At 59.4% G+C, this 12,743-nt stretch carries 9 protein-coding genes; 2 read left to right on the top strand and 7 right to left on the bottom strand.

Going from position 1 to position 12,743, the window contains the following annotated elements:
• Positions 1 to 26 precede the first annotated feature (26 nt).
• Positions 27 to 2,402, bottom strand: coding sequence for a phosphoenolpyruvate synthase (gene ppsA / locus V6F78_RS18075; RefSeq protein WP_047276308.1), 2,376 nt, complete (start codon positions 2,400 to 2,402; stop codon positions 27 to 29).
• 177 nt (positions 2,403 to 2,579) lie between these two features.
• Between ppsA and ppsR the strand changes: the two genes are divergently transcribed.
• Positions 2,580 to 3,398, top strand: a complete 819-nt coding sequence (gene ppsR / locus V6F78_RS18070; protein WP_047276310.1) for a posphoenolpyruvate synthetase regulatory kinase/phosphorylase PpsR — start codon at positions 2,580 to 2,582, stop codon at positions 3,396 to 3,398.
• Between the two features lie 86 nt (positions 3,399 to 3,484).
• On the opposite strand, the gene prpD is transcribed toward ppsR, so the two are convergent.
• The 6 genes from prpD to V6F78_RS18040 all read right to left on the bottom strand — a co-directional run bounded on the left by prpD (position 3,485) and on the right by V6F78_RS18040 (position 11,924).
• Positions 3,485 to 4,969: a 2-methylcitrate dehydratase gene (gene prpD, locus V6F78_RS18065; RefSeq protein WP_332727983.1), complete on the bottom strand. Its 1,485-nt coding sequence runs from the start codon at positions 4,967 to 4,969 to the stop codon at positions 3,485 to 3,487.
• 163 nt (positions 4,970 to 5,132) lie between these two features.
• Positions 5,133 to 6,323, bottom strand: a complete 1,191-nt coding sequence (gene prpF / locus V6F78_RS18060) for a 2-methylaconitate cis-trans isomerase PrpF (RefSeq protein WP_094991402.1) — start codon at positions 6,321 to 6,323, stop codon at positions 5,133 to 5,135.
• A 45-nt stretch (positions 6,324 to 6,368) separates the two neighbouring features.
• Positions 6,369 to 8,960 (bottom strand): Fe/S-dependent 2-methylisocitrate dehydratase AcnD, encoded by a 2,592-nt coding sequence (gene acnD, locus V6F78_RS18055; protein WP_047277363.1) that lies wholly within the window; start codon positions 8,958 to 8,960, stop codon positions 6,369 to 6,371.
• 95 nt (positions 8,961 to 9,055) lie between these two features.
• A complete protein-coding gene (gene prpC / locus V6F78_RS18050) occupies positions 9,056 to 10,183 on the bottom strand; it encodes a bifunctional 2-methylcitrate synthase/citrate synthase (protein WP_047294792.1) in 1,128 nt (375 codons plus the stop codon).
• A gap of 134 nt (positions 10,184 to 10,317) precedes the next feature.
• On the bottom strand, positions 10,318 to 11,205 hold the full coding sequence (gene prpB / locus V6F78_RS18045) for a methylisocitrate lyase (protein WP_047294794.1): 888 nt from the start codon (positions 11,203 to 11,205) through the stop codon (positions 10,318 to 10,320).
• Complete coding sequence (locus V6F78_RS18040; protein ID WP_047276322.1) at positions 11,202 to 11,924, bottom strand: GntR family transcriptional regulator; 723 nt, start codon at positions 11,922 to 11,924, stop codon at positions 11,202 to 11,204. The genes prpB and V6F78_RS18040 overlap by 4 nt, the downstream gene beginning before the upstream one ends.
• 282 nt (positions 11,925 to 12,206) lie before the next feature.
• On the opposite strand from V6F78_RS18040, the gene rloA reads away from it, so the two are divergent.
• The gene (gene rloA, locus V6F78_RS18035) at positions 12,207 to 12,743 is read left to right on the top strand and encodes a retropepsin-like aspartic peptidase RloA (protein WP_047277367.1); all 537 of its coding nucleotides are present in this window, start codon (positions 12,207 to 12,209) and stop codon (positions 12,741 to 12,743) included.

Raw genomic sequence — 12,743 nt, 5'->3', positions numbered from 1 at the left:
GACTGCCCTGCCCCTCATTTAACGACTCAAGCCTTGGCTTGACCTTCAGCCAGGAAGAACCAGGTTTCCAGCACGGTATCCGGATTCAACGAGACACTTTCAATGCCTTGCTCCATCAGCCAGCGCGCCAGATCCGGGTGATCGGACGGGCCCTGACCACAAATACCGATGTATTTGCCGGCCTTGTTACACGCCTGGATGGCGTTGGACAACAGCTTCTTGACCGCCGGGTTACGCTCGTCGAACAAATGCGCGATAACACCCGAGTCACGGTCAAGCCCCAGCGTCAGCTGAGTCAGGTCGTTGGAACCAATGGAGAAACCATCGAAGTACTCCAGGAACTCGTCCGCCAGAATCGCGTTGGACGGCAGCTCGCACATCATGATGACGCGCAGGCCGTTTTCGCCACGCGTGAGGCCGTTCTCGGCCAGCAAGTCGATCACCTGACTGGCTTCGCCCAAGGTACGCACGAATGGCACCATGATTTCGACGTTGGTCAGGCCCATCTCATTGCGCACACGCTTCAGGGCACGGCATTCGAGTTCGAAGCAGTCACGGAAGTTTTCGCTGATGTAACGCGAAGCACCGCGGAACCCCAGCATCGGGTTTTCTTCTTCCGGCTCGTACAGCTTGCCGCCGATCAGGTTGGCGTATTCGTTGGACTTGAAGTCCGACAGGCGCACGATCACTTTCTTCGGCGCAAAAGCCGCAGCCAGCGTGCTGATGCCTTCGACCAGTTTCTCAACATAGAAGCCCACCGGGTCGTTGTAACCGGCGATGCGTTTGTCGACGCTTTCCTTGATGTCCTGCGGCAGACCGTCGTAGTTCAACAGGGCTTTAGGGTGCACGCCAATCATGCGGTTGATGATGAACTCCAGGCGGGCCAGGCCCACACCGGCATTCGGCAACTGCGCGAAGTCGAAGGCGCGATCCGGGTTACCGACGTTCATCATGATTTTGAACGGCAGCTCCGGCATGGCATCCACGGAGTTTTTCTTGATGTCGAAGCCCAGCTCGCCTTCAAAAATAAAACCGGTATCGCCCTCGGCACATGAAACAGTGACGCCCTGGCCGTCTTTCAACAGCTGGGTGGCATTGCCGCAACCCACCACGGCCGGGATGCCCAGTTCACGGGCAATGATCGCCGCGTGGCAGGTACGGCCGCCGCGGTTGGTCACAATAGCGCTTGCACGCTTCATGACCGGTTCCCAGTCCGGGTCGGTCATGTCGGACACCAGTACGTCGCCCGGCTGCACTTTGTCCATTTCGGACACGTCTTTAATGATGCGGACCTTGCCAGCGCCGATGCGCTGGCCGATCGCACGGCCTTCTACCAGCACAGTGCCGGTTTCCTTGAGCAGGTAGCGCTCCATGACATTGGCCTGAGAGCGGCTTTTCACGGTTTCAGGACGTGCCTGAACGATGTACAGCTTGCCGTCATCGCCATCTTTGGCCCATTCAATGTCCATCGGGCACTTGTAGTGCTTTTCGATGATCATCGCTTGCTTGGCCAATTCGCAGACCTCAGCGTCACTCAGGCAAAAACGTGCGCGATCCGCGGGTTCGACGTCGATGACCTTGACGGACTTACCGGCCTTGGCTTCGTCGCCGTAGATCATCTTGATGGCTTTGCTGCCCAAGTTACGGCGCAGGATCGCAGGACGGCCTGCGTCCAGCGTCGGTTTGTGAACGTAGAACTCGTCCGGGTTAACCGCGCCTTGTACGACGGTTTCGCCCAGGCCGTAGGCGCCGGTGATGAAGACCACATCACGGAAACCCGACTCGGTGTCCAGCGTAAACATCACGCCAGCGGTCCCGGTTTCGGAACGCACCATGCGCTGTACGCCCGCAGACAGGGCGACCAGTTTGTGATCAAAGCCCTGGTGCACTCGGTAGGAAATCGCACGGTCGTTGAACAGGGAAGCGAACACTTCCTTGGTCGCACGAATCACGTTTTCTACGCCACGGATGTTAAGGAAGGTTTCTTGCTGACCGGCAAAGGATGCGTCCGGCAGGTCTTCGGCGGTGGCTGAAGAACGCACGGCCACTGCCATGTCGGGGTTGCCCTGCGACAAGCTGGCAAATGCCGTGCGAATTGCTTCGTTGAGCTTCTCCGGGAACTCGGCTTCCATGATCCATTGACGGATCTGGGCGCCAGTTTTGGCCAGTGCGTTCACGTCATCAACATCCAGCGCGTCGAGTGCCGCGTGGATCTGATCGTTCAAACCGCTGAGTTCAAGAAAATCGCGATAGGCCGCAGACGTGGTGGCGAAACCACCGGGTACCGAAACACCGGCGCCTGCAAGATTACTGATCATCTCGCCGAGGGATGCGTTCTTGCCCCCCACATGCTCTACATCATGGACGCCGAGCTTATCGAGGGAAACTACGTACTCTACCAAGGTGATCTCTCCACTAACTGTGTTGGAAAAGCTCAGGGCGCTGGACGCTCTACAGGGCGGCATCTCAGCGAATGTGGCCTGGACCTGGAAAATAAGTGACACTGCCTGACACTGAGGCCGACAAAATCGCGCCTATCATATCCAAGAATCGTCACCAGCTTAAGGCCCAAGGCGCAAATGAAACGATCTGCTTTCTTTATCTCCGATGGCACCGGCATCACCGCCGAAACCCTCGGCCAGAGTTTGTTGGCCCAATTCGAAAATGTGACCTTCAGCAAGTTCACGCGGCCTTATATAGACAGCGCAGAAAAAGCGCGGGCAATGGTACAACAAATCGATAACGCCGCCGAAAAAGACGGCGTTCGTCCCATCATCTTCGACACCATCGTCAATCAGGACATTCGTGAAATCCTCGCGACCTCCAATGGCTTCATGATCGACATTTTCTCCAGTTTTCTCGCCCCGCTGGAGCAAGAGCTGGCCGAACATTCCTCCTACTCGGTAGGCAAGTCGCACTCCATCGGGCACAACTCCAACTACATGGAGCGTATCGAGGCGGTGAACTTCGCCCTCGACAACGACGACGGCGCCCGCACCCACAAATACGATAAGGCCGACTTGATTTTGGTCGGCGTCTCGCGCTGCGGTAAAACCCCGACCTGCCTGTACATGGCCATGCAGTTCGGCATCCGCGCGGCCAACTACCCGCTGACCGAAGACGACATGGAAAGCCTGAAACTGCCCGCCGCCTTGCGCGAGCACAAACACAAGCTGTTTGGCCTGACCATCGACCCTGACCGCCTGACCGCCATCCGCAACGAGCGCAAGCCCAACAGCCGCTATTCCAGCTTTGCCCAATGCGAATTCGAAGTGCGCGAAGTCGAAAACCTGTTCAAGCGCGAAAACATCCCGCACATCAACTCCACGCATTTTTCCGTGGAGGAAATCTCGGCCAAGATCCTGGTCGAGAAAGGCGTGGAACGCCGCTTCAAATAAACCTCGCCTGTCGCACTGCCACCGGCTGCACTACGCAAGCGGATTAACCCCGTGTGCAGCCTGCAGCGGTGATGACAAAGGCGGGTTCAGAGCACCCACTTGTCGACAAACTCATTGACCGGCGTCGACTCAAGCCGTGCCTGGTCGTTGCACAGTTCAACAATCTGCGCGCAACGCTGCCCTGTAAAACGCGTCGCCAGGTTATGCCTGAACTTCTCTTCCAGCAGCACAATGCCTTGCGCCCGGCGCCGACGATGGCCTATCGGGTACTCCACGACCACTTGTTGCGTGCTGGAACCATCGGTGAAAAAGACCTGTATGGCGTTGGCAATTGACCGCTTGTCGGCCTCCAGATACTCCCGGGTAAAACGTGGGTCTTCGACGATGTGCATCTTCTCCCGCAGCTCATCAATGATCGGATGCGCCGCATGGAAATCGTCCTCGTACTGTTCAGCCACCAGATTGCCAAACGCCAAGGGCACGGCGGCCATGTATTGCAGGCAATGATCGCGATCTGCCGCATTGGCGAGTTTGCCCTGCTTGGAAATGATCCGGATCGCCGATTCGTGGGTGGTAATGACGATTTTCTCGATCTCATGCAGCCGATCCCTGACCTGCGGATGCAAGGTGACGGCAGCTTCGCAGGCGGTTTGCGCATGAAATTCCGCCGGAAAACTGACCTTGAACAGCACGTTTTCCATCACATAAGTGCCATACGGCTGCGCCAGCGTGAACGCGCGCTGACCTTCAGGTTTGAGGGCCAGATCCTTATTGGTATGGCTGAAGAGCACATCATAAAAGCCCCATTGCGGCGCTGTGAGAGCTCCGGGAATACCCATTTCTCCCCGCAGGGCGATGTCGGCCAGACGCACTCCACGGCTGGTGGCATCCCCCGCCGCCCACGATTTGCGCGAGCCTGCATTGGGCGCGTGGCGGTAGGTGCGCAAGGCCTGACCGTCCACAAATGCGTGCGACAGCGCTGACAACAGCTGTTCGCGACCCGCCCCCATCAGCTTGGCGCACACGGCCGTCGAGGCGACTTTCACCAATAACACATGGTCGAGGCCGACTCGGTTGAACGAGTTTTCCAGCGCGATCACGCCCTGAATCTCATGCGCCATGATCATTGCGTCGAGCACGTCGCGCACCGTCAGGGGCGCTTGCCCCTTGGCCACGCGCTGCTGTGAGAGGTGATCGGCCACCGCCAGAATCCCGCCGAGATTGTCCGAAGGATGCCCCCACTCCGCAGCCAGCCAAGTGTCGTTGTAATCCAGCCAACGCACGCAGCAACCGATGTCCCACGCCGCTTTTACGGGATCGAGCCGGTAGGACGTACCGGGCACCCGCGCACCGAATGGCACCACGGTGCCTTCGACCAGCGGCCCGAGGTGCTTGGTGCACTCCGGAAAACGCAGGGCCAGCAAACTGCATCCCAACGTATCCATCAGGCAATAACGGGCAGTGTTCAGGGCTTCGGGCGACGTGATGCGGTAATTAAGGACGTAATCGGCAATGTCCTGCAAAACCTGGTCATAGTCAGGACGGTTGTTGAGGTCGACGTTGGCGCTCATGGGGTGTCTCCAGAACAGTCAGTGAGTGGTGTGTTCCATCCTCAGGTTTATCGTGATGGTGCAGGTCTCAAGTGCCCGTTCAATAGTGCCTTTGCACCTTGGCCCGTCACCCCGCCCTTCACCTGACGGAAAAGGGCGGGATGAGGGAAAAGGGTTCACGCGTTCAAAACGAATCGCCCGGCACTCGTACCCAGCCTTCCATCAGCACCCGCGCGCTGCGGCTCATGATGGCTTTGGTGACGGTCCATTCGCCGTTGATCTGCTGCGCCTGTGCGCCGACGCGCAACGTCCCTGAAGGGTGGCCAAATCGCACGGCATCACGGGTTTCGCCGCCAGCCGCCAGGTTCACCAACGTGCCGGGAATGGCGGCCGCGGTGCCAATCGCAACGGCTGCCGTGCCCATCATGGCGTGGTGCAATTTACCCATCGACAGCGCCCGCACCAGCAGATCCACATCCTGCACCTTGACCGCTTTGCCGCTGGACGACACGTAATCCGCAGGTGCCGCTACAAAGGCGACTTTCGGGGTGTGCTGGCGTTTGGCGGCCTCTTCCACAGAGCCGATCAGCCCCATGCGCAGCGCCCCGTAGGCCCGGATGGTTTCAAACATGGCCAGGGCCTTGGCATCACTGTTGATGTCGCTTTGCAGTTCCGTGCCGCTGTAACCAATGTCGCGGGCATTGACGAAAATAGTGGGAATGCCAGCATTGATCATAGTCACGTTCAGGGTGCCGACGCCGGGTACGTCCAGCTCATCGACCACATGCCCGGTGGGGAACATGGAACCACCGGCGCCGTCTTCATCCGCCGCCGGATCAAGGAACTCCAACTGCACTTCGGCGGCCGGAAACGTAACGCCATCCAGCTCAAAATCGCCCGTTTCCTGCACGGCTGAGTCCGTGATGGGGACATGAGCAATGATGGTTTTCCCGATATTGGCTTGCCAGATTCGCACCACGGCAGTGCCGTTCTGCGGAATGCGTGACGCGTCCACCAGGCCGCTGCTGATGGCAAAGGAGCCGACGGCGGCCGACAGGTTGCCGCAGTTGCCACTCCAGTCCACGAATGGCTTATCGATGGCGACCTGACCAAACAAATAGTCGACGTCGTGATCAGGTCGCAGGCTTTTGCTCACAATCACCGTTTTGCTGGTACTGGACGTCGCGGCGCCCATGCCGTCGATTTGTTTTTCGTAAGGGTCCGGGCTGCCAATGACCCGCAGCAACAAGGCATCACGGGCCGCGCCCGGCACCTGCGCGATCGCGGGCAAGTCGAGCAGACTGAAAAACACACCTTTACTGGTACCGCCCCGCATATACGTCGCCGGGATTTTTATTTGCGCTGCATAAACCATGACACAGTCCTGTTTAGGCCGGGGCGAGGCGCCCCGGCGCTGTGATTACGCGGTGGCCGATTCCAGGAAGTCTTGTGCGAAACGCTGCAACACGCCGCCCGCTTCATAGATCGAGACTTCTTCAGCCGTGTCCAGACGGCACGTCACAGGCACTTCGATGCGCTCGCCGTTCTTGCGCGTGATGACCAGCGTCAGCGTGGCACGCGGAGTCCGCTCACCGATCACGTCGTAGATCTCGCTGCCGTCCAGCGCCAGGGTTTTGCGGTTGGTGCCCGGCAGGAACTCAAGCGGCAGAACGCCCATGCCCACCAGGTTAGTGCGGTGAATGCGCTCGAAACCCTCGGCGACGATGGCTTCCACGCCCGCCAGCCGCACGCCCTTGGCCGCCCAGTCGCGTGAAGAACCCTGGCCGTAATCGGCACCGGCGACAATGATCAGCGGCTGCTTGCGCTCCATGTACGTTTCAATGGCTTCCCACATGCGCATCACCTTGCCTTCAGGCTCCAGCCGCGTCAGTGAGCCCTGTTTGACCTTGCCGTCCTCGATCACCATTTCATTGAACAGTTTCGGGTTGGCAAAGGTGGCACGCTGCGCAGTCAGGTGATCACCGCGATGGGTCGCGTAGGAGTTGAAGTCAACTTCCGGCAGGCCCATTTTCGCCAGGTACTCACCGGCCGCGCTGTCGAGCATGATCGCGTTGGACGGCGACAAGTGGTCAGTGGTGATGTTGTCGGGCAGCACCGCCAGCGGGCGCATGCCCTTGAGTGGACGCGCGCCGGCCAGTGCGCCTTCCCAGTAAGGCGGGCGGCGAATGTAGGTGCTTTGCGGGCGCCAGTCATACAGCGGCTCGACTTTCGGGCCGGTGTCTTCGTGTATCGCGAACATCGGGATGTAGACCTGACGGAACTGCTCCGGCTTGACCGCCGACTTGACCACCGCGTCGATTTCTTCGTCGCTCGGCCAGATGTCTTTGAGGCGGATTTCAGTGCCGTTGGCGTCCCGTCCCAACACATCTTTCTCGATGTCAAAACGGATGGTGCCCGCTATCGCGTAGGCAACCACCAAGGGTGGTGAGGCGAGAAACGCTTGCTTGGCGTAAGGATGAATACGCCCGTCGAAGTTACGGTTACCCGACAGCACGGCCGTGGCGTACAGGTCACGGTCGATGATCTCCTGCTGGATGTGCGGGTCCAGCGCACCCGACATGCCGTTGCACGTGGTGCAGGCAAACGCCACGACACCAAAGCCCAACTGCTCCAGTTCATCGGTCAGCCCGGCTTCGTCCAGGTACAAGGCGACGGTTTTCGAGCCCGGCGCCAGCGACGATTTGACCCACGGTTTACGGGTCAGCCCCAGCCGGTTGGCGTTACGGGCAATCAGGCCTGCCGCGATCACGTTGCGCGGGTTACTGGTATTGGTGCAACTGGTAATGGCCGCGATGATGACCGCGCCATCCGGCATTTGCCCCGGCACGTCGTCCCATTGACCGGCGATGCCTTTGGCGGCCAGATCGGTGGTGGCCACCCGGGCGTGCGGGTTGCTCGGGCCTGCCATATTGCGCACGACGCTGGACAGGTCAAAGCTCAAACGGCGCTCGTATTGCGCGTCTTTGAGGCTGTCAGCCCACAGGCCGCTGACCTTGGCGTAGGTTTCGACCAACTGCACCTGTTGGTCCTCGCGCCCGGTCAGCTTGAGGTAGTCGATGGTTTGCCGGTCGATATAGAACATCGCCGCCGTGGCGCCATATTCCGGGGCCATGTTGGAAATCGTTGCGCGGTCACCCAAGGTTAGTGCCGCGGCCCCTTCACCGAAGAACTCCAGCCAGGCGCCGACCACTTTTTGCTTGCGCAGGAATTCAGTGAGGGCCAGCACCATGTCCGTCGCCGTGATGCCCGGCTGTAATTTACCGGTCAGCTCAACGCCAACGATCTCGGGCAACCGCATCCAGGACGCACGGCCCAGCATCACGCTTTCGGCTTCCAGCCCGCCAACGCCAATCGCAATCACCCCCAGCGAGTCGACGTGGGGCGTGTGGCTGTCAGTGCCGACGCAGGTATCGGGGAACGCCACGCCGTCACGCACCTGAATCACCGGCGACATTTTCTCCAGGTTGATCTGGTGCATGATGCCGTTGCCCGGCGGGATCACGTCGACGTTTTTAAAGGCTTTTTTGGTCCATTCAATGAAGTGGAAACGGTCTTCGTTACGGCGGTCTTCGATGGCGCGGTTCTTTTCGAACGCCTCAGGGTCGTAACCGCCGCATTCCACTGCCAGCGAATGGTCAACGATCAGCTGGGTCGGAACCACCGGGTTAACTTGCGCCGGGTCGCCGCCTTGTTGGGCGATGGCATCACGCAGGCCAGCCAGGTCAACCAGCGCGGTCTGTCCGAGAATGTCATGGCACACCACGCGGGCCGGGAACCACGGGAAGTCGAGGTCACGCTTGCGTTCGATCAACTGGCTCAGCGAAGCATTGAGGGTCGCCGGATCGCAGCGACGCACCAGGTTTTCGGCCAGTACGCGGGAAGTGTACGGCAGCGTGTCATAAGCGCCGGGCTTGATCGCATCGACTGCCGCGCGGGTGTCGAAATAATCCAGCCGGGTGCCCGGAAGTGTTTTGCGAAATTCAGTGTTCATTGGCATGGGACTCGATCACGGTTAGGTCGGGGCCGCCACACGCGGCGCCGTCAGGCGCAAGTCACGCGCCTGTGGGCGGGTGGGCGGCCTTGCGGTCAGCGACGTTCGATTGGCACGAACTTGCGCTGTTCGACGCCGATGTACTCGGCGCTCGGGCGAATGATGCGATTGTTGGCGCGCTGCTCGAACACGTGCGCGGCCCAGCCGGTCAGGCGGGAGCAGACGAAGATCGGGGTGAACAGCTTGGTTGGAATGCCCATGAAGTGGTACGCCGAGGCATGGTAGAAGTCAGCATTGGGAAACAGCTTCTTTTGCTCCCACATGGTCTTGTCGATGGCTTCGGACACCGGGAACAGCATGGTGTCCCCCACTTCGTCCGCCAGCTTTTTCGCCCAGCCCTTGATCACTTCATTGCGCGGGTCGCTGTCTTTATAGATGGCGTGACCAAAGCCCATGATCTTGTCTTTGCGTTCGAGCATGCCGAGGGTGCCTTTGATGGCTTCGTCGGCCGAGCTGAAGCGCTCGATCATTTCCATCGCCGCTTCGTTGGCCCCACCGTGCAACGGGCCACGCAACGAACCGATGGCTGCCGTGATGCACGAAAACAGATCGGACAGCGTGGAAGCGCAGACACGGGCAGTGAAGGTCGAGGCGTTGAATTCGTGCTCGGCGTACAGAATCAGCGACACGTTCATGACGTTGACGTGCAAGTCGCTTGGCTTTTTGTCATGCAACAGGTGCAGGAAATGGCCGCCAATCGACGCTTCGTCCGTCACGCAATCGATGCGCACGCCGTCGTGGCTGAAGCGATACCAGTAGCACATGATCGCCGGGAAGGCCGCCAGCAGGCGGTCGGTCTTGTCGTGCTGCTCGCTGAAGTCCTGTTCCGGCTCAAGGTTGCCCAGGAACGAGCATCCTGTGCGCATCACGTCCATCGGGTGGGTATCGGCCGGGATACGCTCCAGAACTTCCTTCAGCGCTTGCGGCAAATCGCGCAGGGTTTTGAGCTTGCCTGTGTAGGCCTCCAGCTCGACCTGGGTCGGCAACTCGCCGTACAACAACAGATAAGCCACTTCTTCAAAGCGCGCCTGGGCGGCCAGCTCACGCACGTCATAACCACGATAGGTGAGCCCGGCGCCTTCCTGGCCTACGGTCGACAGCGCCGTTTGCCCGGCCACCTGGCCGCGTAATCCGGCACCACTCAATACTTTTGCTTCGGCCATTGCGCTTCTCCAATCTTGAATTTGTTAGGGATTCGGCAAGAACTTATAAATTTTTTTACACCTGTCTTGCGTGTCGAGCCCCGCGAGGCTCGACAACCATCACAGGCGTCAGGTCAATCCGGTTTCAAGCGGCGTTACTTTTTGCTGGCAAACAGCGCATCGAGCTTCTGTTCGAACACGTGGTAATCGATGGCGTCGTACAGCTCCATACGGGTTTGCATGGTGTCGATGACGTTCTGCTGGGTGCCGTCGCGACGAATCGCGCCATAGACGTTTTCCGCGGCCTTGTTCATGGCGCGGAAGGCCGACAGCGGGTACAGCACCAGCGACACATCGGCCTCACGCAGTTGATCCACGGTGTACAGCGGGGTGGCGCCGAATTCAGTGATGTTGGCCAGAATCGGCGCTTTGACGCGGCTGGCGAACAGCTTGTACATCTCAAGCTCGGTGATGGCTTCCGGGAACACCATGTCGGCGCCCGCTTCGACGCAGGCAGCGGCACGCTCCAGCGCGGACTCCAGCCCCTCAACCGCCAGCGCATCGGTACGCGCCATGATCACAAAGCTGTCATCGGTGCGCGCATCCACGGCGGCCTTGATGCGATCAACCATCTCTTGTTGCGAGACGATTTCCTTGTTCGGACGATGGCCGCACCGCTTGGCACCCACCTGATCTTCAATGTGAATGGCGGCAGCGCCAAACTTGATCATCGACTTGACGGTACGCGCCACGTTGAACGCCGAAGAACCGAAGCCCGTGTCGACATCCACCAGCAGTGGCAGGTCGCAGACGTCCGTGATGCGGCGCACATCGGTCAGTACGTCATCCAGGCCGGTGATGCCCAGGTCTGGCACGCCCAGCGAACCCGCCGCCACCCCGCCACCGGACAAGTAGATCGCCTTGAACCCGGCGCGCTTGGCCAGCAAAGCGTGGTTGGCGTTAATGGCGCCCACCACTTGCAGTGGGTGTTCACTGGCGACTGCATCACGGAAACGTTGGCCTGGACTGTTTTTATTGCTCATGACTCACCTCGTGGAGTGGCTGTCTGCTGGGCGCTGTCTTGGTAGTGACGCGCAATATTGCGTTTGGACGCGCCGATGTGGCGACGCATCAATAACTCGGCCAGTTCGCCGTCGCGATCGGCAATGGCATCGAGAATCCGGTGGTGCTCGGCGAATGCCTGGTGCGGGCGATTCGGGGTGGTGGAGAACTGGATGCGGTACATGCGCACCAGCTGATACAACTCACCGCAGAGCATCTGGGTCAGGGTGCGATTGCCGCTGCCCTGAATAATTTTGTAATGAAAATCGAAGTCGCCTTCCTGCTGGTAATAGCCCACGCCCGCCTGGAACGCGGCATCGCGCTCGTGGGTTTCGAGCACCCGACGCAGCTCCGCGATGTCCTCATCGCTCATGCGTTCAGCCGCCAGACGGCAGGCCATGCCTTCAAGGGACTCGCGAATTTCGTAGAGTTCAATCAGCTCGGCATGGCTCAAGGACACGACCCGCGCCCCGACATGCGGCACCCGCACCAGCAGGCGCTGGCCTTCAAGGCGGTGGATCGCCTCGCGCAGCGGCCCGCGGCTGATGCCGTAGGTGCGCGCCAGTTCCGGCTCAGAGATTTTGCTGCCCGGCGCGATATCGCCTTTGACGATGGCGGCTTGAATACGCCTGAAGACGTTCTCGGACAGGGTTTCCGAGTCATCTTGAGCCAGCACGGCACCTTCGAGCGAATCCAGCATATTGTCGACACCTTGAAAATCAATAGTGCCAAAACTAGCCATTTCAGGCCTTACAGTCAAAGGATAAATAGGGATTGTCGACAATCACCGGATACGACCTTGGTTGAATCGACAGACGCAGGCCATGATCGGAACGGTCTGGGCGCTGGCGTCATAAAACCATCATGCTAGAATGCCGACCGCATCAGCCTTGCCCAATTAACAGGGCAGCCGCACGAGGACGCTTGCGCTGTATTGCCAGTCGCCTTGAACTGAAGATTGCAAGAGACTGCCCCCGGATTTATGAAATTTCCCTCCTTCTTTATATGTCTTTGCCTGCTGGCCTTGCCGGGCCTGAGCCTGGGTGCCGAAAAAACCGTTTACGGCCTTAATGAGTACGCTGAGCTGGCAGGTATCAACCTGCAAGTGGCCGCCAAACTCGACACCGGCGCCAAAACCGCCTCGCTGAGTGCCCGCGATATCAAACGCTTCAAGCGCGACGGCGAGAGCTGGGTACGCTTTTATCTGGCCATTGACGATGCCCACTCGCACCCCATCGAGCGTCCGCTGGCACGGGTCAGCAAGATCAAGCGTCGCTCCGGGGATTACGACCCCGAGTCGGACAAGAACTACACATTGCGCCCGGTTATTTCCCTGGAAATCTGTATGGGTAAAGCTTTACGCACCATCGAAGTGAACTTGACCGACCGAAGTGCGTTCCAATACCCGCTGTTGATTGGCTCCGAAGCGCTCAAGCGTTTCGATGCGCTGGTCGACCCAAGCCTTAAATACGCTGCTGGCAAACCTGCCTGCGCCGCCATCGCTCAAACCGCAGAGTAA

It is taken from the genome of Pseudomonas sp. ESBL9, from assembly GCF_036668715.1.
Classification (GTDB): domain Bacteria; phylum Pseudomonadota; class Gammaproteobacteria; order Pseudomonadales; family Pseudomonadaceae; genus Aquipseudomonas; species Aquipseudomonas lundensis.
This window is presented reverse-complemented; position numbering and strand designations above follow the sequence as displayed.